The organism is Streptomyces sp. NPDC030840 (genome assembly GCF_055572015.1).
Genome location: NZ_JBVIEE010000005.1, coordinates 49,080 through 74,497 on the forward strand (window position 1 = coordinate 49,080; position 25,418 = coordinate 74,497).

The 25,418-nt window shown below is 70.9% G+C and carries 23 protein-coding genes; 9 read left to right on the plus strand and 14 right to left on the minus strand.

Annotation, left to right across the window (positions count from 1 at the left end):
* Nucleotides 1-387: 387 nt before the first annotated feature.
* The 3 genes from ureG to ACZ49J_RS13210 all read left to right on the plus strand — a co-directional run bounded on the left by ureG (nucleotide 388) and on the right by ACZ49J_RS13210 (nucleotide 3,567).
* Entirely contained in the window at nucleotides 388-1,071 is a 684-nt protein-coding gene (gene ureG, locus ACZ49J_RS13200; protein ID WP_467447714.1) for an urease accessory protein UreG, read from the plus strand.
* Nucleotides 1,068-1,826 carry an urease accessory protein UreD gene (locus ACZ49J_RS13205; protein WP_467447716.1) on the plus strand — a complete coding sequence of 253 codons (759 nt, stop codon included), beginning with the start codon at nucleotides 1,068-1,070 and terminating at the stop codon, nucleotides 1,824-1,826. Before ureG ends, ACZ49J_RS13205 begins: the two co-directional genes overlap by 4 nt.
* Before the next feature lie 145 nt (nucleotides 1,827-1,971).
* Entirely contained in the window at nucleotides 1,972-3,567 is a 1,596-nt protein-coding gene (locus ACZ49J_RS13210; RefSeq protein WP_467448267.1) for an alpha/beta hydrolase, read from the plus strand.
* A 61-nt stretch (nucleotides 3,568-3,628) separates the two neighbouring features.
* Here the strand turns inward: ACZ49J_RS13210 and ACZ49J_RS13215 are convergent, their stop codons facing one another.
* The 6 genes from ACZ49J_RS13215 to ACZ49J_RS13240 form a co-directional block, all read right to left on the minus strand.
* Nucleotides 3,629-4,663, minus strand: a complete 1,035-nt coding sequence (locus ACZ49J_RS13215; RefSeq protein WP_467447718.1) for an NAD-dependent epimerase/dehydratase family protein — start codon at nucleotides 4,661-4,663, stop codon at nucleotides 3,629-3,631.
* A 141-nt stretch (nucleotides 4,664-4,804) separates the two neighbouring features.
* Complete coding sequence (locus ACZ49J_RS13220; RefSeq protein WP_467447719.1) at nucleotides 4,805-5,536, minus strand: lysophospholipid acyltransferase family protein; 732 nt, start codon at nucleotides 5,534-5,536, stop codon at nucleotides 4,805-4,807.
* Between the two features lie 745 nt (nucleotides 5,537-6,281).
* Complete coding sequence (locus tag ACZ49J_RS13225; protein ID WP_467447720.1) at nucleotides 6,282-7,181, minus strand: sugar phosphate isomerase/epimerase family protein; 900 nt, start codon at nucleotides 7,179-7,181, stop codon at nucleotides 6,282-6,284.
* Complete coding sequence (locus tag ACZ49J_RS13230; protein ID WP_467447721.1) at nucleotides 7,178-8,194, minus strand: Gfo/Idh/MocA family protein; 1,017 nt, start codon at nucleotides 8,192-8,194, stop codon at nucleotides 7,178-7,180. The genes ACZ49J_RS13225 and ACZ49J_RS13230 overlap by 4 nt, the downstream gene beginning before the upstream one ends.
* A 66-nt stretch (nucleotides 8,195-8,260) precedes the next feature.
* Nucleotides 8,261-9,694 (minus strand): sugar porter family MFS transporter, encoded by a 1,434-nt coding sequence (locus ACZ49J_RS13235; RefSeq protein WP_467447722.1) that lies wholly within the window; start codon nucleotides 9,692-9,694, stop codon nucleotides 8,261-8,263.
* 8 nt (nucleotides 9,695-9,702) lie between these two features.
* Nucleotides 9,703-10,653, minus strand: coding sequence for a TIM barrel protein (locus tag ACZ49J_RS13240; protein WP_467447723.1), 951 nt, complete (start codon nucleotides 10,651-10,653; stop codon nucleotides 9,703-9,705).
* Between the two features lie 390 nt (nucleotides 10,654-11,043).
* Here ACZ49J_RS13240 and ACZ49J_RS13245 point away from each other — a divergent pair, with 390 nt between their 5' ends.
* On the plus strand, nucleotides 11,044-11,466 hold the full coding sequence (locus ACZ49J_RS13245) for a DUF6069 family protein (protein WP_467447724.1): 423 nt from the start codon (nucleotides 11,044-11,046) through the stop codon (nucleotides 11,464-11,466).
* Nucleotides 11,467-11,716: 250 nt separating this feature from the next.
* A complete protein-coding gene (locus tag ACZ49J_RS13250; protein WP_467447726.1) occupies nucleotides 11,717-12,226 on the plus strand; it encodes a MarR family winged helix-turn-helix transcriptional regulator in 510 nt (169 codons plus the stop codon).
* A gap of 45 nt (nucleotides 12,227-12,271) precedes the next feature.
* On the opposite strand, the gene rocD is transcribed toward ACZ49J_RS13250, so the two are convergent.
* The 3 genes from rocD to ACZ49J_RS13265 form a co-directional block, all read right to left on the minus strand.
* The gene (rocD, locus tag ACZ49J_RS13255; protein WP_467447727.1) at nucleotides 12,272-13,564 is read right to left on the minus strand and encodes an ornithine--oxo-acid transaminase; all 1,293 of its coding nucleotides are present in this window, start codon (nucleotides 13,562-13,564) and stop codon (nucleotides 12,272-12,274) included.
* On the minus strand, nucleotides 13,561-14,391 hold the full coding sequence (gene ddaH, locus ACZ49J_RS13260; protein ID WP_467447728.1) for a dimethylargininase: 831 nt from the start codon (nucleotides 14,389-14,391) through the stop codon (nucleotides 13,561-13,563). The genes rocD and ddaH overlap by 4 nt, the downstream gene beginning before the upstream one ends.
* Before the next feature lie 147 nt (nucleotides 14,392-14,538).
* Nucleotides 14,539-15,030 (minus strand): Lrp/AsnC family transcriptional regulator, encoded by a 492-nt coding sequence (locus ACZ49J_RS13265; RefSeq protein WP_467447729.1) that lies wholly within the window; start codon nucleotides 15,028-15,030, stop codon nucleotides 14,539-14,541.
* A gap of 89 nt (nucleotides 15,031-15,119) precedes the next feature.
* On the opposite strand from ACZ49J_RS13265, the gene ACZ49J_RS13270 reads away from it, so the two are divergent.
* The 4 genes from ACZ49J_RS13270 to ACZ49J_RS13285 are packed head-to-tail and all read left to right on the plus strand — an operon-like array spanning nucleotide 15,120 to nucleotide 19,300.
* Nucleotides 15,120-15,875: a LytR/AlgR family response regulator transcription factor gene (locus tag ACZ49J_RS13270; RefSeq protein WP_467447730.1), complete on the plus strand. Its 756-nt coding sequence runs from the start codon at nucleotides 15,120-15,122 to the stop codon at nucleotides 15,873-15,875.
* Between the two features lie 13 nt (nucleotides 15,876-15,888).
* Complete coding sequence (locus tag ACZ49J_RS13275) at nucleotides 15,889-16,248, plus strand: hypothetical protein (protein ID WP_467447731.1); 360 nt, start codon at nucleotides 15,889-15,891, stop codon at nucleotides 16,246-16,248.
* A 54-nt stretch (nucleotides 16,249-16,302) separates the two neighbouring features.
* The gene (locus ACZ49J_RS13280) at nucleotides 16,303-18,081 is read left to right on the plus strand and encodes a sodium/solute symporter (RefSeq protein ID WP_467447732.1); all 1,779 of its coding nucleotides are present in this window, start codon (nucleotides 16,303-16,305) and stop codon (nucleotides 18,079-18,081) included.
* A gap of 43 nt (nucleotides 18,082-18,124) precedes the next feature.
* Nucleotides 18,125-19,300: a sensor histidine kinase gene (locus tag ACZ49J_RS13285; protein ID WP_467448270.1), complete on the plus strand. Its 1,176-nt coding sequence runs from the start codon at nucleotides 18,125-18,127 to the stop codon at nucleotides 19,298-19,300.
* A 29-nt stretch (nucleotides 19,301-19,329) separates the two neighbouring features.
* On the opposite strand, the gene ACZ49J_RS13290 is transcribed toward ACZ49J_RS13285, so the two are convergent.
* From ACZ49J_RS13290 to ACZ49J_RS13310, 5 genes are all read right to left on the minus strand, one after another.
* Complete coding sequence (locus ACZ49J_RS13290; protein WP_467447733.1) at nucleotides 19,330-19,488, minus strand: hypothetical protein; 159 nt, start codon at nucleotides 19,486-19,488, stop codon at nucleotides 19,330-19,332.
* A gap of 13 nt (nucleotides 19,489-19,501) precedes the next feature.
* Nucleotides 19,502-21,457 (minus strand): serine/threonine-protein kinase, encoded by a 1,956-nt coding sequence (locus ACZ49J_RS13295; protein WP_467447735.1) that lies wholly within the window; start codon nucleotides 21,455-21,457, stop codon nucleotides 19,502-19,504.
* Nucleotides 21,458-21,461: 4 nt separating this feature from the next.
* A complete protein-coding gene (locus tag ACZ49J_RS13300) occupies nucleotides 21,462-22,775 on the minus strand; it encodes a DUF6777 domain-containing protein (protein ID WP_467447736.1) in 1,314 nt (437 codons plus the stop codon).
* A 338-nt stretch (nucleotides 22,776-23,113) separates the two neighbouring features.
* Nucleotides 23,114-24,058, minus strand: coding sequence for a cytochrome c oxidase assembly protein (locus tag ACZ49J_RS13305; protein ID WP_467447737.1), 945 nt, complete (start codon nucleotides 24,056-24,058; stop codon nucleotides 23,114-23,116).
* Between the two features lie 226 nt (nucleotides 24,059-24,284).
* A complete protein-coding gene (locus ACZ49J_RS13310) occupies nucleotides 24,285-25,310 on the minus strand; it encodes a 6-phosphofructokinase (protein ID WP_467447738.1) in 1,026 nt (341 codons plus the stop codon).
* Nucleotides 25,311-25,418 lie beyond the last annotated feature (108 nt).

Consider the following 25,418-nt stretch of genomic DNA (forward strand, 5'->3'; position numbering starts at 1 on the left):
CGCGGTCGGGGGCCCAGCCCTGGCGGGGAGATCCGAGCCGCGGTCGGGGGCCCAGCCCTGGCGGGGAGATCCGAGCCGCGGTCGGGGGCCCACCCCCGGCGGGGGAATACCAGCCCCGGTCGGCAAATCCCAGCCCCGGTCGGCAAATCCCAGCCCCGGCCGGGAAAATCCAGCCCCTCCGGCGTTTGAGGAGCGGGGTCCGGGGCGGAGCCCCGGGGATGGGACGGGTAGGGGCGGCGGGGGCGAAACCAAGCCAGTCCGCGCCAACTCAGCCCAGCCCAGCCCAGCTCAGCCCACCTCCAAGCCCAAGCCCACCTCCAAGCCCAAGCCCACCTCCAAGCCCAAGCCCACCCCCAAGCCCAAGACCAATGAACAGGAGCCGCCGCCATGCACCTTGATCACGCCCACACTCACGACGGCCCGTCCGCCGTCAGTGCCGACGCCCGCCGCCCCGACGGCACTCGTCGCGCCCTGCGCATCGGCCTCGGTGGCCCCGTGGGATCCGGCAAGACCGCCACGGTCGCCGCGCTCTGCCGTGCCCTGCGCGACGAACTGTCCCTGGCCGTCGTCACCAACGACATCTACACCCGTGAGGACGCCGAGTTCCTGCTCAGGGAGGCCGTGTTGCCGCCCGAGCGGATCACCGCGGTCGAGACCGGCGCGTGCCCCCACACCGCCATCCGCGACGACATCTCGGCGAACCTGGAAGCGGTCGAGGATCTGGAGGACGAGGCAGGCCCGCTGGATCTCGTCCTCGTCGAGTCGGGAGGGGACAACCTGACCGCGACCTTCTCCAAGGGGCTCGTGGACGCGCAGATCTTCGTGATCGATGTCGCCGGCGGGGACGACATTCCACGCAAGGGCGGGCCCGGTGTCACCACCGCTGACCTGCTCGTCGTCAACAAGACGGATCTCGCTCCCCACGTCGGCTCCGATCTCGCGCGGATGGCTGCGGACGCGAAGGCGCAGCGGGCCGAACTGCCCGTGGTGTTCCAGTCGTTGCGGAGCGAGAGCGGCGTCTCGGCCGTGGCCGCCTGGGTGCGGGGGCAGCTCGCCGCGTGGACGGCATGACGACGGCGGGGGTACGGGCCACGGCGCGGATCTCGGCGCGGGACGACGGGCGGGGCGGCACCGCGCTTCCCGTGCTGGAGGGGGACGGGCCGCTCGCGCTGCGGCGCGTCCGGGCCCGTGGTGACGAGGCACGCGTCATGCTCGTCGGTGCCATGAGCGGGCCGCTCGGCGGGGACCGCTTCGCCGTGGAGGCGGAGGTCGGGGAGCGGGCCCGGCTGCACGTCGGGTCGGCCGCCGCCACCATCGCCCTGCCGGGGCAGGCGAAGGGCGAGGCGCGTTACGACGTCCGGGTCGGCGTCGCCCCCGGAGGCGAACTGCGGTGGCTGCCCGAGCAGTTGATCTGCGCCAAGGGGAGCGAGCTGGAGGTGTCCTCGCGCCTGGAGCTGGCGCCAGGGGCCCGGCTCGTCTTCCGCGAGGAGCAGGTGCTGGGGCGGGCCGGAGAGGAACCGGGGCGGCTCACCAGCCGGCTGACCGTCAGGCTGGGCGGGCGGACGTTGCTCGACCAGGAGGTGGCGTGCGGGCCGGGGGCTCCGGGAGGATGGGACGGTCCCGCCGTGCTGGCGGGGTGCCGCGCGCTGGGGCAACTCGTGATCGTACAACCCGAGTTCGAAGAGCGGCTGCCCGAGCCGAGGGCGCTCGGCGAGTACGCCGCCCTCAGCCCGCTCGCGGGGCCCGGCGTTCTCGTGACGGCGCTCGCGGGGGACGCGCTGCGCCTGCGGCGCGTGCTCGACGAGGCACTCGCGTCACTCGACTGACACCCGTCTCACCGCTGGGCGGAACATCGCACACCGGTTATCGGAATAGTAAAGAAGCGTCGCCGCATCTGTTCCCAGCTGCCTCACAGCCGGGAGGATCCCCCCTGACCATTCGCAACAATGCAGGGGGAGTTCTCACTTGAGGTTGAGAGGTAAGCGACCCGCCGGGCGCGCGACGGCGTTCGGTTCCGCCGGAGCACTCGTCACCGCGGCACTGATAGCGGGCGCCGTCACCGCGCCCACCGCCAGCGCGGACGCCCGCACCGTCAAGGACCCCGAGGCGCGCGGTGCGGCCATCGCGGCCGACAAGGCCGCCAAGAAGGGCATCGACTGGCAGGACTGCCCCGCGGACTGGGGCCTGGAGAAGCCGATACAGTGCGGCTGGGTGACGGTGCCGCTCGACTACGCCAAGCCGTACGGCAAGCAGATCAAGCTCGCCGTCGACCGCATCGGCAACACGGGCACCAAGTCGGAGCGACAGGGCGCGCTCGTCTACAACCCGGGCGGGCCGGGTGGTTCGGGCCTGCGCTTCCCGCGCCGGGTCACCACCAAGAACCCGCTCTGGGTCAACGCGTCGAAGGCGTACGACTTCGTGGGCTTCGACCCGCGCGGCGTCGGCCACTCTGCACCCATCTCCTGCATCGACCCGCAGGAGTACGTCAAGGCGCCCAAGATGGACCCGGTCCCGGACTCCGAGGCCGACAAGCGCGCCCAGCGCAAGCTCGCCGCCGAGTACGCGGACGGCTGCAAGGAGCGCAGCGGCGAGATGCTGCCGCACATGACGACGCCGAACACGGCACGCGACCTGGACGTCATCAGGGCCGCGCTGGGCGAGAAGAAGCTCAACTTCCTCGGTGTCTCCTACGGCACGTACATCGCCGCCGTGTACGGCACGCTGTACCCGACCCATGTGCGCCGCATGATCGCCGACAGCGTCGTCAACCCGTCGCGCGAGAAGATCTGGTACCAGGCCAACCTTGACCAGGACGTCGCCTTCGAGGGCCGCTGGAAGGACTGGATCAAGTGGGTCGCGCAGAACGACGCGACGTTCCACCTCGGTGACACCCCGGCCGAAGTGCAGGCGGAGTGGCTGGAGTTGCGCGCCACCGCCAAGGCGGACCCGATCGGCGGGGTCGTCGGTCCGGCCGAGCTGATCTCCTTCTTCCAGAGCGCCCCGTACTACGACTCGGCGTGGGTGCCCACGGCCACCGTGTGGAGCAAGTACGCCGCCGGTGACACCCAGGCGCTCGTCGACGCCGCCGCCCCGGACATGAGCGACACCGCGGGCAACGCCGCCTCGGAGAACGGCACCGCCGTCTACACCGCGGTCGAGTGCGCCGACGCCAAGTGGCCCACGAGCTGGAAGACCTGGGACCGCGACAACACGCGGCTCCACAAGGACTACCCGTTCATGACGTGGGCGAACGCCTGGCTGAACCTTCCCTGTGCCACGTGGAAGTCCAAGCAGCACACCCCGGTCGAGGTGAAGACCAAGAAGGGCCTGCCGCCCGTCCTGATCGTCCAGGCCGAGCGCGACGCGGCCACCCCGTACGAGGGCGGCGTCGAACTGCACAAGCGGTTCAAGGGCTCCCGCCTCATCACCGAGAAGGACGCCGGCTCGCACGGTGTCACCGGGTTGACGAACCCGTGCATCAACGAGCGCGTGGACACCTACCTGCTGACCGGCAAGGTGGGCAAGTCCGACGTGACGTGCGCACCGCACGCCACGCCCAAGCCGTAGGCCATACGCGGAGGGGGCGGCCGGAGCCTGTGGCCGCCCCCTTCCCGTATCCACCGGCTCCTCACGCCTGCCGTCCGGCCAGCCACGCGTCCTCCGCGGCGTAGTCGAAGAGATCCCCGTAGTTCTGGGCCATCTTCGGGTACGCCTCCCGCCAGTCCCGGCCGTCCAGTTGGCGCTCGATCCAGGCGACCGTCTCCGGGAGCGTCTCCGCGTACCGGGTCACTGGGCGGTAGCCCAGCTCCCGCTCCGCCGCCGACATGTCGCAGACCACGGGAAACGGGACCGACCACGGTGTGTCACCCACCGTGGGCGACGGAGCGGGGCCGTCGACCAGCACGTCCTCCGTCTCGACGCCCATGACGTCGTCGATCGCCGCGGCGATCTCCGCCACCGTCGGCGCGTCGGGATCGACGGCGTTCAGGGCGCGTGAGCCCGGCCTCGCGGCGGCCAGGCGGATCAGTTCGGCGATGTTGTGGACGCTCGCCGGGTGGAAGCGGCTCTGTCCACCGTAGGAGAGGACGCGCCGGCGACGCCCGTCCAGGTTGCGCTTGACGAAGTACAGCTCACGCGGTGTGCGGCAGTACGGCCCGTGGATCGCGCCCGCGCGCACCAGCGTGGTCGGCAGCCGGTCCGCGGCTGCGAGGAGGTCGCGCTCCAGGGCCGCCTTGCGGGTGCTGTACGAGGTGTCGCCCGGCTGGATGGTGCGCTGTCCCTCGGGGAGGGGCACCGGGTACTCGGGGAAGCCGTCCGGCTCCGCCTGGGTGTCGAAGGTGCGGCCCTTGTCGTCCTCGTACACCGACACGCTGGAGATCACCACGGCGGAGCCGACGCGGTCGGCGAGGCTGGTCAGCTGGTGTGCGTGTTCCGAGCCGTAGGCGACCATGTCGACGACGACGTCGCAGTCGTCGCCGACGGCGGTGGCCAGGGCGGTGTCGTCCGAGCGGTCGGCCGCCCTGGCCCGTACCTCGTCCGGCCACCTGTCGTCCCGCCCGCCGTTCCGGGAGAGTGCCGTCACCTCCCAGCCGTCCCGCGCCAGCGCGTCCACGGCCACGCGGCCGATCTGTCCCGTCGCTCCGATCACCACAGCTCGTCTCATGGGGTGACCGTATGGGCCGGGAGGGTGCGTTTCCCAGGGAATCGGCTGTCAGCAGAGTGGCTGCGGCGGAGTTCCCCGCCGCCCCTGACGGGCAGGGGCGGCGGCGCGAGGCACCCCCGGCGCCCGGAGCGGAGCGGACCGTCAGCTGAGGGGCATCCGGGGGAACCTGCGCTCCTTCGCCTTCGCCGCCTTCTCCTCGGCCTCCTGCGCCTTGACCACGGCCGCGTACTGGTCGACGTACTCCTGCTCGGAGAGCGAGAGGATCGCGTACATGATCTCGTCGGTGACGGCCCGCAGGATGGCCTTCTCGTTCTCCATACCGGCGTAGCGGGAGAAGTCGAGGGGCTTGCCGAAGCGGATGACGACCGGGTGGATGTTCGGGATGACCTTGCCGGGCGGCTGCGCCTCGAAGGTGCCGATCATCGCGCAGGGGATGACCGGAACCCCGGCCTTGAGCGCCATGACGGCCACGCCGACCTTGCCCTTGTACAGGCGGCCGTCGTGCGAGCGTGTGCCCTCCGGGTAGATGCCGAGCAGTTCGTCCTTGCTGAGCACACCCAGGCCCTCGCGGATCGCGGCCTGTCCCGCGTCCTTGCCGGAGCGGTCCACGGGGATCTGCCCGGCGCTGCGGAAGAAGTGGGCCGTCAGCCGGCCCTTGATACCGGGACCCGTGAAGTACTCGGCCTTCGCGAGGAAGGTGATGCGGCGCTTGAGCACGGCGGGCATCAGGAAGTGGTCCGAGAACGACAGATGGTTGCCCGCGATGATGGCGGCGCCCGACGACGGTACGTGTTCGAGGCCCTCTATTCGAGGCCGGAAGACCAGTCTCAGCAGCGGCCCGAGAAGCACGTACTTGAGGACGTAGTAGAACACGGTGTCCCTCTCACTCTTACCGGCTCACTGTTACCGGATCGGCTTGCAGGCGTGTTCTGCCACGTGACAGCCCACATCTGCGGACTCAGTCGCTTTGAGGGCGTAGCCGCCTGTGGTCAGGTCTGATGGGACCCATGCTGACTCCTTGCCGACTTCCGCGCACGCTCGTCAGGCGTCCGAGTGCAGGTGAGGCTCGTCCTGCGGTGCCCGACAGTTGATCGTAGCCCGATTGGCCCCGTCACTTGGAGCCCCCGGAACCGGTCGAGGGCGGTTGCCCCTGCCCCGAGACCGCCGCGCGGGTGCGGCAGTCCGCAGTCGGCGAGGGCCTGTTCCCGCTGTCCGCGGGGCGTGGAACCAGGTCGTGCGGATGATCCCGGCGTTCGTGGCCGGGCTCTCGTGATGGGCTGGACCGGCGGTTGACGCGGGCCTCCAAGCGTGGCTGCCGTGGTGGAGGCCGCCCACGCGAGGGCTGGACACACCCGGTCCGCGACCGGCGAGATCGGAGGCGGCGAGAAGTCCGGCCCGGGCCGGGAGACCGGCGAGGCCGGGCCCGCCGCCCGGCTCACAGGCGACGATTCCGGCCTCGCCGGTGCCGAACAGTCGTGCGGGGTGAGCCGTCGCTCAGGCGAGGGGCTTGCCTGCGCGGTGGCGGCGAAGGCACTCCGGTCCCTCGACGGCGGCGGGTTCCTCGACGCTGGTGTCCTCGCGGCGGACGTCGAGGATCTTCAGGTCGGGACCCTGCGGGTCAGCGGACCTTTCCGGCGAGGTCCTCGGTGTCTCGGGCGGCGAGTTCCTTGGTGATGCGGTCGAGCATGACCGAGGAGGATTCCCTGGCCCGTTCCTCCCAGGCGAAGACGCAGGCGGTGGCCACACCGTCGAAGTTCGTCTCGCGCAGGGTGGTGAAGAAGGTCTCCCAGTCGACCTCACCCTGGCCGATGTCGAGGTGCTGGTGGATGCGGGCGGGGGTGCCGGGCGGGTTGAGGATGTAGCGCAGGCCCGAGGAGCCCTTGTGGTTGAAGGAGTCGGCGATGTGCACGTGCTGGAGCTTGTCGCCGGCGTAGCGCATCATCGCGGCGATGTCCGCCGTCGGGTCGGCCCCGGAGAGGTGGAAGGTGTGCGGGGCGCAGTAGAGGTAGTTCACCCACGGTTTGTTGATTGCGCGGACGAGGTCGACGGCGGGGGTGTTCTCCTCGCAGAAGTCGTCCGGGTGGGCCTCCAGGTTGAGCGCGATGCCCTCGCGCTCGAACAGGGGCAGCAGTTCCTCCAGTGACCGCCAGAAGGCGGCCTCGCTCTCGGCGGCGCGCTCGGGGCGGCCGTTGAACTCCGAGTTCATCAACGGGCATTCGAGGTCGGCGGTGATCTGGATCATCCGTTTCCAGTAGCGGACCGCGGCCCGCCGCTCGCTCTCGTCGGGCGAGGACCACTTGTACAGCGGCAGCACCGAGGACAACCGGACGCCGTGGGCGCGCAGGGACTTCTTGAACGCCGCTACGCGCTCGTCGTCCGCCCGCGGGTGCAGGAAGAACGGCATGAAGTCCTCGCGCGGGGACAACTCGATGTAGTCGTAGCCGAGTTCGGCGACCGTGCGCACCATGTCGTCGATGGGCAGGGCGCGGAACATGTACGGGTCGAGGGCGATCTTCACGCGGCACCTCCGTAGAGCGCGGGCCGGGGCTTGAGGTCCGTGGCGACGACGCGGCCCGACTCCAGGGCCTCGACGGTCGCGCTGGTGATGACGGTGGCGGCGTAGCCGTCCCACGCCGAGGGCCCGGTGGGCTCGTCGCCGGCGGCGAGGGTCGCGATCCACTCGCGGAACTCGGTGTCGAAGGCGTCCGCGAAGCGGCCCACCCAGTCCGTGAGGACCTCGGTGCTGTGCTGAGCGGCGGCGCGGACACCGACGGCGGCCGGGTCGGGCAGCCGGACGAGCCCCTCCTCGCCGACGGCCTCGCACTGGATGTCGTAGCCGTACTGGCAGTTGACGAAGACCTCCAGATCGATGCGGACGCCCTTCGCGGTCTCGAAGAGCATGATCTGCGGGTCCTTCAGGTGTGCGAACCGCTTGCTCGTGGCGCGCGGGGTGACCACCTGGGTGGAGACGATCTCGTCGTCCAGCAGCCAGCGCAGCACGTCCACCTCGTGCACCGCCGTGTCCAGGGCCGCCATCGAGGAGGTGTACGACTCCGGGACGGTCGGGTTGCGGTGGGCGCAGTGCACGATCAGCGGCTCACCGATGCGGCCGGAGCCGATGACCTGCTTCATCTGCCGGTAACCGGCGTCATAGCGGCGCATGAAGCCGACCTGGACCAGGCGGCGGCCGTGGGCCGTCTCCGCCTCGACGATCTTCAGACAGTTCTCGGCGGTCGTGGCCAGCGGCTTCTCGCAGAACACCGGCTTCCCGGCGGCGATCGCGCTCAGCACGTGCTCGGCGTGCGTCGGGCCCCAGGACGTGACGAGGACCGCGTCGACATCGTCCGCCGTGACCACGGCCGCACCGTCCGGCAGCACCCGGGCGCCGACCGGCGACGCCGCCTCCTCGGCGCGGGCGGCGTCGATGTCGGTCACCGCGGTGACGCGGGCGCCGGTGACGGTGTCGGTGAGGCGTCGGATGTGCTCCTTGCCGATCCAGCCGGCGCCGATGACACCTACTCGTACGGTCATGGCAGTTCCCTTCGAAGGGCTTACGGGAGCCGGGAGCCTCGCGCTCCCGGCCCACCGGGGACGAGGTCAGGAGAAGCGGTCCTTGAGCTCCGCTTCGAGGGTTTCGAGCGTGCGGCCCCTGGTCTCGGGGACGCAGAGCTTCACGAAGGTGAGGGAGAACAGCCCCGCCACCACGAACAGGAAGAAGGTGTTGGAGATCCCGATCCCGGAGACCAGGGAGGGGAAGACCAGGCCGATCACGAAGTTGGTCAGCCACAGCACCACGGCCGCGACGCCCATCCCGAAGCCGCGCATGCGCATCGGGAAGATCTCCGACAGCATCAGCCAGGTCACCGGCGAGATCGCGCCCTGCTGGAAGGCGAGGAACGTGACCGTCATCGCCAGCACCGCGAAGGCCCGGCCGTCACCGGAGGGCAGCACCAGGGAGAAGACACCGATCAGCAACAGCGCGGCTGTCGTACCCATCTGGCCGGCCATCAGCATGGGGCGGCGGTTGACGCGGCCCAGCAGCCAGATGCCGACGAAGGTGGCCAGTACCGAGATCACGCCGTTGGCGATGTTCGCGGTGAGCGCGCTGTCGGCGGCGAAGCCCGCGTCGGTGAGGATCTGCGTGCCGTAGTACATGATCGTGTTGACGCCGGTGATCTGCTGCACGATCGCGATGCCGAAGCCGACGAACATCAGCTTGCGCACCCACGGCGTGCTCCTGATGTCCGCCCAGCCGCCGAGCTTCTCCTGCTCGTCCCTCACGGCGAGCGCGGACACCTCGCTCAGCTCGGCCTCGGCCCGCTGCTGCGAGCGCACCTGCTTCAGCACGTCCAGGGCGTCGTTGAAGCGGCTCCGCGAGGCAAGCCAGCGCGGGCTCTCCGGCATGACCAGCATGCCGAACCACAGCACGACCGCCGGAAGCGTGGCCACGACCAGCATCCAGCGCCAGACGCCGCCGGACTCGCCGCCCACCCGGGCGATGATCGCGTTGAAGGTGAAGGCGAGCAACTGCCCGGTCACGATCATGAGTTCTTTACGGGTGACCAGCGCCCCGCGCCGCTCGGCGGGCGAGACCTCCGCGAGGTAGACCGGCACGGTCACCGACGCGCCGCCGACCGCGAGGCCGAGCACGAACCGCGCCACGACCATGACCGCGGTGGTGGGCGCGAGGGTGCACCCGAGCGCTCCGACGAAGAACAGCACGGCGAGGGTGAGGATGGTGTGGCGCCGTCCGCGCGCGTCCGACAGCCGTCCACCGGTGACGGCGCCCAGGGCGGCACCGAGGAGCAGCGAGCTGGTGACCATGCCCTCGGTGACCGGGGTCAGGCCCAGGTCGTCGGTCATGTACGGCAGCGCGCCGTTGATGACTCCGGTGTCGTAACCGAAGAGCAGTCCGCCGAAGGTGGCGACGAGGGTGATGAGCCGCAGCCGCCGGGAGACGGCCGGAGGGGCGTCGTCGGGGACGGCGGTGGCGGGAGCGGGGGCCTTGGTGGTGTCGTTGCTGACGTCCATGCCACCTCCTACTGGTTGACGGTGGGGCGTCGGGTACCCGTCAGTCCGCAGCCGGCCAGGTGTTCACGCGTGCTGACCGCGATGGGCAGCGGCACCTCCGGAGCGCACGGGTACAGGTCCTGTTCGACGATGACGAACAACTCGGCGTCCAGGCCCGCGAGTTCGGCCACCACGTCGGCGGGTTTGGGTACGCCCGCCGGCGGCGACACGCACACGCCGCGCTTGACGGCCTCGCCGAAGGAGAGGTTCTCGGCGGCGACCTGGGCGAGGATCTCGGGATCCATCTGCTTGATGTGGACGTAGCCGACGCGCTCGCCGAAGCGGCGGATCAGGTCGAGGTTGTCGCCGCCGCCGTAGGCCACGTGCCCGGTGTCCAGGCACAGGTTGGTGTAGCGGGAGTCGGACTCGCCCAGCAGCCGCTCGATCTCCGGCTGGGTCTGGATGTGGCTGTCGGCGTGGGGATGGATGACGAGCCGTACGTCGTACTCGTCGAGCAGCAGCTTGCCGAGCCGGTCGGCGGCCTTGCCGAAGCCCGCCCACTGCTCCGCGGTCAGCTCGGGCGGCTCCGTGAAGTCGCCGGTCTTCTCGTCGCGGTACATGGGCGGAATGAACACCAGGTGGTGGGCGCCCGCGGCGGCGGTCAGGGCGGCCACCTGACGGACGTGGGCGAGCATGTCGTCCCAGGCCTCCGGGCGGTGCAGCGCGCCGAACGCGGTGCCGCCGGAGACCTGGAGCCCCCGGGCGTCCAACTCCTCCTTGAGGCGTCGCGGGTCGGTGGGGAGGTAGCCGTACGGGCCGAGCTCCAGCCACTGGTAACCCGCCGCGGCCAGCTCGTCGAGGAAGCGGGTGTAGGGGACCTGGTGCTCGTCCTCGGGGAACCAGACGCCCCAGGAGTCGGGGGCGGAGCCGAGACAGAGGTTGCCGACGACGGTGCGGAGGGGGGATGGCGTCGTTGCCATGGAGTGCGCCCTTCGGAAGCGGGGACAGAGGGGGCAGGGGTTGGCGGAGGGGCAGGGGTTGGCGGAGGGGCAGGCGGTGCGGGACTGGGTTCTGCCGCGTCGCGCAGCTCCGGGAGTGTCATGGGGGACGTTGCTGACGCGCTCTACTAGCGCGCTCTAGTGCCAGTACGATGACCCCTGTCCAAATGTCCTGTCAATGGCTCGTTGCAGGGAGATTTCAGGGCCGCCCGTAAGTCGAGCGTGGCGAGGGCGGCCGAAGCCCTGCCGGATCGGCGCGCGGCCGGCTTGCGTGGGTGGGCTTGAACTTTCAAATAACTTCGGGAAGACTCTCGTTTGAGCATTCAAACATCAAGTCCCGGTGCTCGACTCGCATCCCTCCCTGGAGCTGCCATGTCTGTTGCCTCTGACGCAGTCACCGTCCGCCGTGGTCCGCTCGTCGTGGCGGGAGGTGTGCTGGCCGCGATCGTGGTGGCCTCGCTGGCCGACGCGCTGCTCGCTCTCCTCGCCCTGGCCGGGGGCGCGCCCGACGACTTCCAGCCGCTGAAGCCGTCCTCGTACATCTTCCTGACGGCGGTCGGGGTAGTGGCCGGTGCCGTCGGCTGGGCCGTCATCCGGAAGGTGTCGAAGGCGCCCGAGGCGCTGGTGCGATGGCTGGTGCCGACCGTCGTCGTGGTGTCCTTCGTGCCTGACTTCCTGCTCTTCGGTGACGGCGGTGTGGTCGGAGTCGGGGCGCTGATCCTGATGCACGTCGTGGTCGCCGCGGTCGCGGTGTTCGCCTACCGCAAGGTCATGCCGCTGTCGCAGGGGCGGTGAGAAGAGGATGCGGAAAGCCGGGCGGGCGGAAACCGTGGTTCCTGCCTGCCCGGCCTTTTTCCCGCTCCCGTACGGACGCGAAGTGGTGGCGGTGCCGCCGTTCTCCGCGCGATCCGAGTCCCGTGTCCGCGTCATCCACGCCGTGGGCAGCCTGACCTGCGGCCCACAAGCCACCGCGCACTGCGGGGCGGCGAGGGCAAGGTCACCCAGAACGTGTGAAACTTCAATTGTGAGCCGATAGCCTCCGGCCATGACCACTTCGCCACGCTGGCTCGACAGCGAGGAGCGGCGGGCCTGGCTGGCCTACGTCGACTTCTCCACGCTGTTGGCCGACCACCTCAACCGCCAGCTGCGCAGGGACGCGGGGGTGACGCACGCGGACTACACGCTGCTGGTCCACCTCTCCGCCACCCCCGGCCACACGCTGACCATGTCGGAGCTCGCCGAGCGCCTGAAGATCACCCGCAGTCGGCTCACCCATGCCGTGACCCGTCTCCAGGAGGCCGGTTACGTGGACCGGCAGGGGGACCCCGGCAACCGCCGCAACCAGTTCGCGGTACTGACCACCGAGGGGCAGCGGCTGCTTGAGCGGGCGGCGCCGGGGCATGTCGAGGCCGTGCGCCGTGCCGTCTTCGACGCGCTGACCCCCGAGCAGGTACGCCAGTTCGCGGAGATCGGCGAGGCGATCAACGCCGCGCTGCAGCGCACGGAAGCCGCCGGGGACGACGGCGAGGAGGTACTGCCCTGGCGCCGTCGCTAGAACAGCCGTCGCCAGGGCAGTCGCAGACCGGTGACCACCGGGCCCTCACCCCTTGTGCGCCAGTACCTCCTCCAGGGAACCCAGCGCCGAGCGGAGCTCCTCCGCCGTGATCGTGAGCGGTGGAGCGATGCGGATCGTCGAGCCATGGGTGTCCTTGACCAGGATTCCCCCGGCCATCAGGCGCTCACTGATCTCGCGGCCCGTACCGAACACGGGGTCGATGTCGACGCCCGCCCACAGCCCGCGCGCCCGGAACCCGACGACGCCCCGGCCCAGCAGCGCCGTGAGGCCGTCGGCCAGCACCGCGCCCAGCTCGGCCGCCCGGCGCTGGAACTCACCCGTCGCCAGCAGCTCGACGACCGCCGAGCCGACCGCCGCGGCCAGCGGGTTGCCGCCGAACGTGGACCCGTGCTCGCCCGGACGCAGGACGGAGAGGACGTCCCGGCGCCCCACCACGGCCGACACCGGCACGATGCCGCCCCCCAGCGCCTTGCCGAGCAGCACGAGGTCGGGCAGGACCCCCTCGTGCTCCACGGCCAGGGTGCGCCCGGTGCGGCCCAGGCCCGACTGGATCTCGTCCGCGATGAAGAGGCAGCCGGTACGGGCGGTCAGCTCGCGGACCCCGGCCAGGTAACCCTCGTCCGGGATGATCACGCCCGCCTCGCCCTGGACGGGCTCGATCAGCACCGCCGCGGTCGTCTCGTCGACGGCCGCCTCCAGCGCGGCGAGGTCGTTGTACGGGACGATCCGGAAGCCCGGGGTGAACGGGCCGAAGCCCGTGCGGGCCGTCGGGTCCGTCGAGAAGCTGACGATCGTCGTCGTACGGCCGTGGAAGTTGTCCGCCGCCACGACGATCGTCGCCCGGTCGGCCGGCACGCCCTTCACCTCGTACGCCCACTTGCGGGCCACCTTCACCGCGCTCTCCACGGCCTCGGCGCCGGTGTTCATGGGCAGCACCATGTCCAGGCCCGTCAGCGCGGCCACACCCTCGGCGAACTCGGCGAGCCGGTCGTTGTGGAAGGCCCGCGAGGTGAGCGTCAGCCGGTCGAGCTGACGGTGGGCGGCCTCGATCAGCGCCGGATGGCGGTGCCCGAAGTTGAGCGCCGAGTAGCCCGCCAGCATGTCCAGATAGCGGCGGCCCTCCACGTCCTCCACCCAGCTGCCCTCCGCACGGGCGACGACCACGGGCAGCGGGTGGTAGTTGTGCGCCAGGACCGGCTCCTCGGCGCGGATCAGCTCGGCGGACGAACGGGGCGCGTGGTCGCAGGACCGCACGCCGGTGTCGTCGGAGGACTGCGTGACGCCGTCGGCGGACTGCGTACGGACGGGAGCGGTCATGAGCGGATCTCCTGAGTGCAGCACTTGATGCCGCCGCCGGCCTTGTGGAACTCCGACAGGTCGACAGGGACGGGTACGTAGCCCTGGCGCGCCAGCTGGTCGGCGAGTTCCTTGGCGCGCGGGGCGATGAAGACGTGGCGGCCGTCGGACACCGAGTTCAGCCCGAACGCCATGGCGTCCTGACGGGTGGCGAGCACCGCGTCCGGGTACAGCCGCGCCAGCACCTTGCGGCTGCCCGGCGAGAACGCTTCCGGGTAGTAGACGATGTTCCCGTCCCGCCCGTCGTCCCCCTCGTCGAGGACGAACAGCGCGGTGTCCAGGTGGTAGAAGTACGGGTCGACCAACTGGAGACTGATCACGGGCACACCGAAGAACTCCTGCACCTCCAGGTGCGTCTGGCGGGTCGTACGGAAGCCGGTCCCGGCCAGGACCCAGCGGCCGGCCGGCACCAGGTCGCCCTCGCCCTCGCACACCGAGCCCGGCCGGTGCACGTCGTAGCCGGCGGCCCGGAACCAGGTCTCGTAGGCCGCGGACTCGGGGCGCCGCTCGGGCGCGTGGAAGAGGGAGCCGAAGACGCGGCCCTGGAGGACGAGCGCGGAGTTCGCCGCGAACACCATGTCCGGAAGGCCCGCGACGGGCTCGACGGTGTCCACGGTGTGGCCGTGATCGCGGTAGGCGCGGATCAGCTCCGCCCACTGGCCGCGGGCCAGATCGACGTCGACGGCTTGGTCCGGGTGCATCCACGGGTTGATCGCGTACTGGACGGCGAAGTGTCTGGGTTCGCAGACGAGGAAGCGCCGCCGGCGCGGCACACGGTTCTCAGGCACAGAGGGGTTCCTCCGCTTCCTGCGGTGCTGGTTGGGGGTGACTCCAAGGTACGAACCGGCTACGTCGAGCAACAAGAGCGAAGGATTGCGTGTCCGCGCAGGAATGCTGCGTTCTGAGGAGGAACAACGCACGTCCGGTGCGTTTGGTCAGCCGCTCTCCGGTGCGGGCTGGCTGGCGCCCGCTTCCGGGCTCTCCGGCAGGAGGTGGGACAGCACCATGTAGCTGATCGTCTTCCTGATGAACGGCTCGATGCGGATCCGCTCCAGCACCTCCTCGAAGTGCTCCACGTCCCGCGCCCGCACATGCAGCAGCGCGTCCGCGCCCCCCGTCACCGTCATCGCGGCCGCGATCTCCGGGTGGTTGCGCACCACCTCCGCCAGCCGCCGGGGAGGCGCCGCGCCCTCGCAGTACACCTCCACGTACGCCTCCGTGCGCCACCCGAGCGCCGATGGCTGCACCGTGGCCGAGAACCCGGTGATCACCCCGGTGTCCCGCAACCGGTCCACGCGCCGCTTGACCGCGGTCGCCGACAGCCCGATCGCCGCGCCGATCTCGGCGAAGCTGGTCCTGGCGTTCGCCATCAGCGCGGTGATGATCTTCCGGTCGAGCTCGTCGAACGGCGCCGGCCTGCTGCTCATGCCCGGCACTGTATCCGGCCGATGTCCAGCGGGTACGTCCACGCCGGGCACGTGTGCAGGCGTACGGATTACTCCTAGACTCCGGGGTCATGCTGCGCGCGCTCGCCGTCGATGACGAGAACCCGTCCCTCGAGGAACTGCTGTACCTGCTCAGGGCCGACCCCCGGGTCAGCAGTGCCGAGGGCGCGAGCGATGCCACCGAGGCGTTGCGCCGCATCAACCGGGCCCTGGAGTCGGGCCCCGGCGGCCCCGAGGCGATCGACGTCGTCTTCCTCGACATCCACATGCCGGGCCTCGACGGGCTCGACATGGCCCGCCTGCTCACCGGCTTCGCCCGCCCGCCGCTCGTCGTGTTCGTCACCGCCCACGAGGGCTTCGCCGTCCAGGCCTTCGACCTCAAGGCCGTCGACTACGTGCTCAAGCCTGTCCGCCGGGAACGGCTCGCCGAGGCCGTCCGCCGGGCCGCCGAGCTCCTCGACACCGCGCCGCCCATACCCGTGCACGAACCCGACCCGGACCACATACCCGTCGAGCTCGGCGGTGTGACCCGCTTCGTGGCCGTCGACGACATCACCCACGTCGAGGCCCAGGGCGACTACGCCCGGCTGCACACCGACCGGGCCAGCCACCTCGTCCGCATCCCGCTCTCCACCCTGGAGGAGCGCTGGCGCGCCCGCGGCTTCGTCCGCATCCACCGCCGCCACCTCGTCGCCCTCCGCCACATCGCCGAACTCCGCCTCGACGCCGGCACCGTCAGCGTCCTCGTCGGCGAGGTCGAGCTCCAGGTCAGCCGCCGCCACGCCCGCGAGCTGCGCGACCTGCTGATGCGCCGGACCACGGGCTGAAGGGGACACGCCGATGCCCCAGGACCCGACCGAACGCCGCGTCGTCGTCACCGCGGTACCCCGGCGCGCGCGCCGCACCTCCGGCTACTACCGCCCCCGCACCGAGATCGACGAACAGACCACCCTCGGCCACACCTACGTCCGCTCGCTCATGCGCAGCCAGCTCCGCACCGCCCTGGTGGTGTTCGGGGTGCTGGTCCTGCTCGTCGGGCCGCTGCCCCTGGTGTTCGCGGCGATGCCCGACAGCGCCGGCCTCGAATGGGCCGTCCTCGGCTTCGGCATCTACCCGCCGCTCGTCCTCCTCGCCCGCTGGCACGTACGCCGCGCCGAGCGGAACGAGCGGGACTTCGCACGGCTCGTCGAGGACCGCTGACGGGCCGAGCCGCAAGGGGTCCAGCAAGGGAACCAGCACTGTGAACGAGGCAATGTGAACGAGAACTACGCCGTCCCCGCGGTCGCCCTCGTCGTCGTGGCGACCGTCCTCGTCGGCGCGTTCGGCCTGCGCATCTCGCGGACGACCTCCGACTTCTACGTCGCCTCCCGCACCGTCGGCCCCCGCCTCAACGCGGCCGCGATCAGCGGCGAGTACCTGTCCGCCGCCTCCTTCCTCGGCATCGCGGGCCTCGTCCTGGTCCAGGGCCCCGACATGCTCTGGTACCCGGTCGGCTACACGGCGGGCTACCTCGTCCTGCTGCTGTTCGTCGCGGCCCCGCTGCGCCGCTCGGGGGCGTACACCCTGCCGGACTTCGCCGAGGCCCGGCTCGCCTCCCAGGCCGTACGGCGCCTGGCCGGGGCCTTCGTCGTCGGCGTCGGCTGGCTGTACCTGCTGCCCCAGCTCCAGGGCGCCGGGCTGACGCTGACCGTGCTCACCGGCGCCCCCGACTGGCTCGGCGGAGTGATCGTCGCGGCTGTCGTGGTCGCGACCGTCGCCGCCGGAGGCATGCGCAGCATCACCTTCGTGCAGGCCTTCCAGTACTGGCTCAAGCTCACCGCGCTGCTCGTCCCCGCCCTGTTCCTCGTCCTCGCCTGGCAGGGCGACGGAGGCCCGCGCCACGCCTTCGACGAACCCGCGCGCTTCCGCGAGCAGCGGGTCGTCCGCGTCGACGCCGGCCTCGACCTCAAGCTCGACCGCCCCCTCGACGTCACGGCCACCGGCACGATCGACGGCCGCCCCTACGAGGACGAACGCGTCTCTCTCGCCGCCGGCACCCACCGCATCGAGGCCGGTACACGGCTGACCTTCACCCGGGGCGACCCCGTCCCCGCGGCCGACCGCGGCACCAACGGCGGCATGTCGACCTCCCTCGCCGAGGGCCGCGAGGAACGCCCGCTGTACGCCACGTACGGACTGATCCTCGCCACCTTCCTCGGCACCATGGGCCTGCCCCACGTCGTCGTCCGCTTCTACACCAGCCCCCACGGAGTCGCCGCCCGCCGCACCACGGTCGTCGTCCTCGCCCTGATCGGCGCGTTCTACCTCCTCCCGCCCCTCTACGGCGCCCTTGGCCGTCTCTACGCCCCCGACCTCACCCTCACCGGGGACGCCGACGCGGCCGTGCTGCTGCTGCCCGACCGCATGATCGGCGGGCTGGGCGGCGACCTGCTGGGCGCACTGGTCGCGGGCGGGGCGTTCGCCGCCTTCCTGTCCACCGCGTCGGGGCTCACCATGGCCGTGGCGGGCGTCCTCACTCAGGACGTGCTGCCCTCACGCGGGGTACGGCACTTCCGGCTGGCCACGGGACTCGCGATGGCCATGCCGCTCGCGGCCAGCACGCTGGTGGGCGGACTGCCGGTGGCCGACGCGGTGGGCCTCGCCTTCGCCGTGTCCGCCTCGTCCTTCTGCCCGCTGCTCGTGCTCGGCATCTGGTGGCGGCGGCTCACCCCGCCGGGCGCGGCGGCCGGGATGCTGGTCGGTGGTGGATCGGCGCTCGTCGCGGTCGCCGCGACCATGGCGGGCTACCCCGGCCGTGGGCCCCTGCACGCGCTGCTGGCCTGGCCCGCGCTCTGGTCCGTGCCGCTCGGGTTCCTGACGATGATGCTCGTGTCGCTGGCGACGCCGGGGAGGGTCCCGGCCGGGACACCGGCGATCCTGGCGCGGTTCCACCTGCCGGAGGCGCTCGCCGGTGGCCAGACGCACGGCACGGCCAGGGAGACCGAGGCGGGCACCGACTCGTGGAGGAGGGTGAGAACGCGTGGGGACGGGTGAGGTCACCGGATTCGTCGCCGGGCTGTGCGTGGCGGTGCTCCCGATGCTGGCCGCCGGGTTCTGGCTCGGCCGCCGCACCGCCCGGCAGCGCAGCCTCGGCGGGCTCGGCACGCCCGTCGAGCACGCCACCTTCGAAACCCTGCACACCGCCTCACTCGCGGCGCCCCCGCTGCGCGCCGGACTCACCGGGGAGACGGCCCGCAAGTCCGCCCGGCGGCTGCGCACCCTGCTCGGCACGGACGCGCTCTGCCTCACCGACCACGAGGCGGTCCTCGCCTGGGACGGCGTGGGCGAGCACCACCGCACCGAGATCATGGAACGGCTCGCCGGGCCCCTGGAGAACGGCCGGGGCGAGGCCTTCCGCCTGAGGTGCGAGGAGCCGGACTGCCCGCTGCGCTGGGCGGTCGTCGCCCCCCTCACGGTCGACGACCGCGTCCACGGTGCCCTCGTCGCGTGTGCGCCCGGAGAGTCCGCCGTCCTCGTGCGGGCGGCCGGTGAGGTCGCCCGCTGGGTCTCCGTCCAGCTCGAACTCGCCGACCTGGACCGGTCCCGCACCCGCCTGATCGAGGCCGAGATCAAGGCCCTGCGCGCCCAGATCTCCCCGCACTTCATCTTCAACTCGCTCGCGGTGATCGCCTCGTTCGTCCGCACCGACCCCGAGCGCGCCCGCGAACTCCTCCTGGAATTCGCCGACTTCACCCGCTACTCGTTCCGCAGGCACGGCGACTTCACCACCCTCGCCGACGAACTCCACGCCATCGACCACTACTTGGCGCTGGTCCGGGCCCGGTTCGGCGACCGCCTCTCGGTCACCCTCCAGATCGCCCCCGAGGTCCTTCCGGTCACACTGCCGTTCCTCTGCCTCCAGCCCCTCGTGGAGAACGCCGTCAAGCACGGCCTGGAGGGCAAGACGGTGACGGCGGGAGGCAGGAGCCACATCAGCATCACGGCCCAGGACGCGGGCGCCGAGGCGCTGGTCGTCATCGAGGACGACGGCGTCGGCATGGATCCCCAGCTCCTGCGCCGCATCCTCGCCGGAGAGGTCAGCCCCTCCGGCGGCATCGGCCTGTGCAACGTGGACGAGCGGCTCCGCCAGGTGTACGGCGACGACCACGGCCTCGTCATCGAGACCGCGGTGGGCGCGGGCATGAAAATCACCGCCCGGCTCCCGAAGTACCAGCCGGGCGTGCACTCCGGAGGGCGGCTTCCCCGCGAGTGACGCCCTGTGCGCGGGCCGGTGCCGCCGGGTCAGGTGTTGCGCGAGGCCACCATGCCGACCGTGATCAGGCCGAGGACGACCCAACCGAACCAGAGCCAGCCGTTGGAACCGAGGGCCACCGTGTAGGCCGTCACCACGACGAGCCCACCCATGGTGAGCACCCCCATCGCCTTCGTCGAACCGGGCATCGCGACACCCTCCTCAGACTTGATCCCCCTCCATGGTGCCCCCGTTTTGCAACTGAACTGTGCAGACGACGTAATGTGAGGGCGTATTCCAGGCACTTTCGCTCACCCAGGCGTCGGATTTGTACTGGCTCGGGTCGTAGCCGTAGTCCTCGGGAGGCAGGTCGTCCCGGCAGGCCTCCCGCCCCTCGCCGTCCACGGCCTCCTGGTGCGTCGTCTCCGGCTCCAGGTAGGCGAATCCGAGAACCCGCTGGTCATGTGGGCCGTCACACGGGGCAAGCTCCGTGGCGTATTTGGAGATCTTGCGGAGGCAGTCCTGCTTCTGCAGGGCGGCCGTGTCGGGGATCCTCGCGCCCATCTCGCGGTGGTGCCCCAGCGGGCCGTACACCGGTCCGGTGGTGCCCAGCAGCAGACAGGCGACGCGCCGCTCGGCGGTGTCGAAGCCGTCGCCGGTCGGGACGACGGCGTACGTGCGGACGGCCGCGAGCTTCTCACGGGTCTCCTCGGTGCGCTGCTCGCACTGGGCGGTGCCGGACGCGCGGGCCTCGTCCGCGGACCCCGCCCCGTACAGAGCCATCACCTGTCCGTCCGTGGTGCTGCCGCCGCACTCCACCACGCTGAGGCGCGGCCTTCCGGTGAAGGGAACGTCCGGCCAGACGGCGCTCACACAGTCGCCGTCCTTCAGCGGCTCGGTCAGCCCGATGACGTCACCGTACGGCTTCGTGCCACTCGCCCCCTCCAGGATCGCCGTGTGGAGCCACGCTCCACCGCCGACGAGGCCGAGACCAAGGAGACCGCCCACGAGTGCCAGAAGGACACGAGTGCGCTTGCCGCGCTGCTGACCTGTGCGTACGGCGGGCGCACCGAGGCCGCCCGCGGCCCAGGGACCGGAAGCAGGCGGTGCGAGCCGCTGCTCCGGGACCTCGGCCCGCGCCAGGGCCTCCTGGACGGCAGGCGTGGTGGAGGACTCCGGAACGGCCGTCGGGGCGTACCACGGTGTACCGAGCCCCTGGGCCCGCGCGGCCCGGGAAACCGCCGGGTCGGTCGCCCCCCTCGACCACGGTGGCTCCGAGGCGGGCGCCGGCTCCGTACGCACGGGTGACTGGGGCGTGACGATGGCGGAGAGTCCGGCCTCGGCCTCCCGGGCGGTGATCCGGTGAGAGGCGTTCTTGGTGAGCAGGGCGGCCAGCACCGGTTCCAGCGCTCCGGCGCGCAGGGGCGGACGCGGTTCCTCCAGTACGACGGCGGCGACCGTCGCGAGGTCCGAGTCGCGCTCGAACGGGCCGTACCCCTCGACCCCGAAGTAGAGCGTGCAGCCGAGCGAGAACAGGTCGGCCGCCGGGGTGGGCTGCCCGCCGTCGGCCCGCTCGGGAGCCAGGTAACCGGCGGTGCCGACCAGGACGTTCGTGCCCGTGAGCCGGGTCTCGCCGCCGTCGGGCCGCACGGAGATGCCGTAGTCGGTGAGCAGGACACGTGCGTACGGTGAGCCGGTGCGGTCCGGCGCCAGCAGGATGTTGGCCGGTTTCACGTCCCGGTGCATGATGCCCCGCTCGTGCCCGGCGGTCAGCGCGTCCAGCACGGCCAGGCCGATGCGAGCGCACTCCGCCGGGGCCAGGGGGCCGCGCAGGGTGACCAGGGCGCGCAGGTCGATCGCGCCCGGCACGTACTCCATCACGATCCAGGGCAGGCCGTCGTGCTCCAGGACGTCGTGCACGGTCACCACGTTCTGGTGGTCACGCAGCCAGGCCGCGTGCCGGGCCTCCGCGCGGGCGCGGGCGATCCGCGCCGAGCGGTCACGGCCGGCCTCGCCGGGGTCGCGGAACACGATCTCCTTCAGGGCGACCTCACAGGACAGCTGCTGGTCGTGGGCGAGCCACACGTGCCCCATGCCGCCACTGCCCAGCCGCTTCAGCAGGAGGTAGCGGCCGGCGATGGTCCGGCCGACTCCGGCGTCGGGTGCTCCTTCTTCCATCCGGTCACTCTCCGGGGTGCGGTGCGTGGGCCAGGACCGGGCTTTCGGTGGACTCGGCGGGGGGCGGATCGCCGGACGAGACAGGGGCGCTGGACGCGGGGGTGCTGGACGCCGGTCCGCCGGGCAGCGGAGAGCTGGACGTCGGGTCGGCGGTTTCGGTCCTGGTGGGCGTGGGCGTGGGAGTGGGGGTGGGGTTCGCCGTGGCGGTTTGCGGGGACGTGGGGTCGGTGGTCGTCCTGGTGGGCGTCGCGGTCTCCGTCGCTGTGTCGGTGGGGGTGGGGGTGGGGATGACCGTCTCGGTGGCGGACGGTGGCTTTGCCGGGCGGCCGTCTGTCCTGGCGTCGGACGGCGATGGGGTGGGGCTGTCCGTCTTGGCGCCGGACGGTGATGCCGTGGGGTCGTCCGTCTCGGTGCTGGGCGGGGATTCCGTCGGGTCACCTGTCCTGCTGCCGGACGGTGACTGACTCGGTTCGTCCTCGGACGACGACGGGCCCGCCCCCGAACCGTCGCTCGACCGACCGCTCCCGTCCCTCTTCACCTCCAGCGTCACGGCCTCCCCGAACCGCAGGTCGGTGCCGGGACCGGGCTGGGAGCCGGTCACCCGCGCGTCGGCGGGTGGCAGCTCGTCACCGGGATACGCGACCGCGAAGCCGAGCCCCGCGAGCTTCTGGCCGGCCGCGCCGAACGACATCCCGGTCACGCTCGGCACCTCGCGTTCCTTCGTCGCGTCGAAGGAACCGTCCTGCTCGCCGTCGCTGCCCACGGGCCGGGCGATGCCCCGGTCCGGGTCGTCGACGTCGACGAGCACGACCCGGTCGAGCGTCTGCGGTGCGGGCCGGACGGTGACCACGGCGGATTCGTCGAATCCGTCCCACTTCTTGTTGCCGTCGCCGAACTCGACATCGATGCGTTCGGGGTTCTTGTCGAAGGGCCGCAGAGGGTTCCCGCATGAGCACTTCACGGCGGGCACGCCCTTGTCGTCCACCAGAACCGCGATCCCCGCCTCCAGCAACGCGTCGAAGGCGACGGCCCTGCCTTTCTTGTAGTCGTGGTTGACCACAAGCGTGTCGTGACGCAGGAAAACCGGTGTGAGGTCGTCGAGATATCCCTCGATCCGATCCTCGGTAACCGGCTTGACGCCGACGACGCGTGCCCATTCACGGGTTTTTCGGTCGTTCTTGGGGTCGGTGAGGAATTCCTTGAGGCGTTCGACGTCACAGATCCTGGTTTTTCCGCTTCCCCCGTACAGGCCCGGTGCGTTGCCCTGCTGCAGGCCGCTGTGCGGCGGCTGCGACGCGATGGTGGCGTCCTCGCCCAACTGTCCGTTCTCTTCGAAAAAAGGTGCGAGAGACGGTATTCCGGCTGTAACGGCCTTCACCACGAACTCAGGTGGCCCCAAGTCGCATCCACTGACGATCAGAACTCCCGCCAGCAGTGCGGCAAACCTTCGAACAGCTGCTTTTCCGGCCCCTCGCAAGCGTGTGCGCACGGTCATGACCGCTCCCCCCGGCGGTGGTTTCCCCCGTCACCCTGCAGAGCGGAAGCAGGGCTCACGCATCATGCTACTGAATGGGAAAGCCTTTCCGTCAAGATGACCTATGAGAGAGGGACGAGTTACCGAAAGGAGAAAGAGGGTTCGGTTGAAGAAAACGGGACTCAGCGACCGCGTGCGTTGAGTGAGGCCAGATAGGCGTTGTACGCCTCGAGTTCCTTGTCCCCGTCGCGGTCGGCGGCGCGGTCCAGGCGCTTGGCCTGCCGCTGCTCGGAGCCGTACCACTGGAAGAGCAGCGCGATCAGCACGAGCACGGAGGGGATCTCGCTGAACGCCCAGGCGATGCCACCTGCCGCGTTCTGGTCGGTGAGCGCGTCGATGCCGAGTGAGGCAGGCGGGTTCCGGTACGCCTCGACCATGGGCTCCGACGCCATCATCAGCGCGATGCCGAAGAACGCGTGGAACGGCATGCCCGCGAAGAGCTCCAGCATCCGCAGCAGGTAGCCCGGGCGATGCGGACCGGGGTCGACACCCATGATCGGCCAGAAGAACACCAGGCCGACCGCGAGGAAGTGCACCATCATCGCGACGTGCCCCGGCTTGGACTCCATGAGAAAGTCGAACAGCGGCGTGAAGTACAGCCCGTACAGGCTCGCGATGAACAGGGGGATGGTGAACGCGGGGTGCGTCACGATCCGCAGATAGCGGCTGTGCAGGAACAGCAACAGCACCTCGCGTGGCCCCTTGCGCCCCTTGCCGGCGACGGGCAGGGCCCTGAGCATCAGCGTGATCGGCGCCCCGAGCAGCAGCAGGATCGGCGCCAGCATGCTGATCACCATGTGCTGCACCATGTGCACGCTGAACATGACCATGCCGTAGTCGTTCAGCCTGGTGCACATCATGAGCAGCACGAGCAGCACACCGACGACGAACGCGACGGTCCGCCCCACGGGCCACTTGTCCCCGCGCCGCACCAGCCGCACGACTCCCCAGCCGTACAGCCCCAGCGCCACGAGGCAGCCGACGAGGAAGAACGGGTCGGCCGACCACCCGAGCCCCCGCCCCAGTGTGAAGGGCAAGAGATCCGTGCCGTGCCCGCTGTGATCCATCCGCCGGCTCCTGTTTCGTGGGGGTTGAGCGCAGTCTGTCCGCACCAGACTAGAACCGCCCCCGGCGGCGGCAGCCACCGGGGGCAGTCCTTTCAGAGCGTGCGGAACCGCGACCCTCAAGGGGCGCGGGGCTGTGTTCAATGTGCGGCTCCACCGCGTGGGCGCGATCAGCCGAAAACGGCCCGCAGCCCGCAACAGACCTCAGGGACCGAGCTCTCAGCGGCGCTCACAGCACGCACTCGGCCTCCGCGTACCGCTCCTCCGGCACCGTCTTCAACGTCTCCACGGCCTCCGCCAGCGACACCATCACGATGTCCGTCCCCCGCAACGCGGTCATCCGCCCGAACTCCCCGCGATGCACGGCCTCCACCGCATGCCACCCGAACCGGGTGGCCAGCACACGGTCGTACGCGGTCGGCGTACCCCCGCGCTGCACGTGCCCGAGGATCACCGGCCGCGCCTCCTTGCCGAGCCGCTCCTCCAGCTCGACCGAGAGCTGCCGGGCGATCCCGGCGAACCGCTCGTGCCCGTAGATGTCCTTGCCGCCCTCGTCGAACTCCATGGAGCCCGCCTTGGGCTTGGCCCCCTCCGCCGCCACGACGATCGCGAACCGCTTGCCGGCCGAGAACCGCTCGGCGACCTTCGCGGTCAACTCGTCGATGTCGAAGGGCCGCTCGGGAACGACGATGGCGTGGGCGCCGGCCGCCATGCCGGAGTGCAGCGCGATCCAGCCGGTGTGGCGGCCCATGACCTCCACGATCAGCACGCGCTGGTGGGACTCGGCGGTGGTCTTCAGCCGGTCCAGCGCCTCGGTCGCCACGCCCACGGCGGTGTCGAAGCCGAAGGTGACGTCCGTGACGGCGATGTCGTTGTCGATCGTCTTCGGCACACCGACGATCGGCAGGCCGTTGTCGGACAGCAGGCGGGCCGCCTTGAGGGTGCCCTCGCCGCCGATCGGGATGATCGCGTCGAGGCCCAGTTCCTCGACGTGGCCCTTGGCCCGCTCCACCCCGTCACGCAGGTGTTCGGGACGTACCCGGGAGGAACCGAGGATCGTGCCGCCGCGAGCGAGGATGCCGCTCACCGCGTCGAGGTCGAGCTTGAGGTAGTCGCACTCCAGGAGACCCCTCCAGCCGTCCCGGAAGCCGATGACCTCGTCACCGTGGTCGACGACGGCACGGTGGACGACGGACCGGATGACGGCGTTCAGCCCGGGGCAGTCGCCGCCGGACGTGAGGACACCAATGCGCATAGCCCGAAATACCTTCTCCACGAGGGCCGGGACCGGACCGCGCTGTCCGGCGGGATCGCGGCCACCCTACCGGCGGGAGGGGCCTGGTCCGTACCGGGCGTCCGCCTG